This window comes from Cobetia sp. BMC6 (genome assembly GCF_029991385.1).
In the GTDB taxonomy this organism is placed as follows: Bacteria; Pseudomonadota; Gammaproteobacteria; order Pseudomonadales; family Halomonadaceae; genus Cobetia.
The window spans coordinates 1-312 of the sequence record NZ_JAKUMF010000083.1 but is presented as its reverse complement, the minus strand read 5'-3'; the positions used below and the strand labels follow the sequence as shown (position 1 = coordinate 312).

Here is a 312-nt window from a genome sequence, read left to right as displayed (position 1 = left end):
ACAGATACCACCAAGTGCCGCGCGCGGGACCGGGCAGCCACGAAATGTCCCAGCACCAAAGCTGGTTCGGCGCCGTCGCCTGGTGAGTGGTCGGTGGGCGCTTACGCTGAGGGGCCTGCTGTCGGCCCCGGTGATGTTGCTGATCATATTCATGAAGCACTCGGTATATCGTCGACTCAGAGGCTAGATAGCGGCCCTTGTCAGCCTGATCGGCCACGATGAAGGCCGGAGGGCGGCTTCGGTACTCTGGAGCGTTGCACAACGCCACGATCGCTTTTCGCTCCTCGGGAGATAGCTTGTTGGCCGGTTCCG

At 62.2% G+C, this 312-nt stretch carries 1 pseudogene; it reads right to left on the bottom strand.

The features are described 5' to 3' along the window. Window positions 1–312 (bottom strand): annotated as a pseudogene (locus tag MKZ40_RS17095) (IS3 family transposase); the annotation flags it as partial.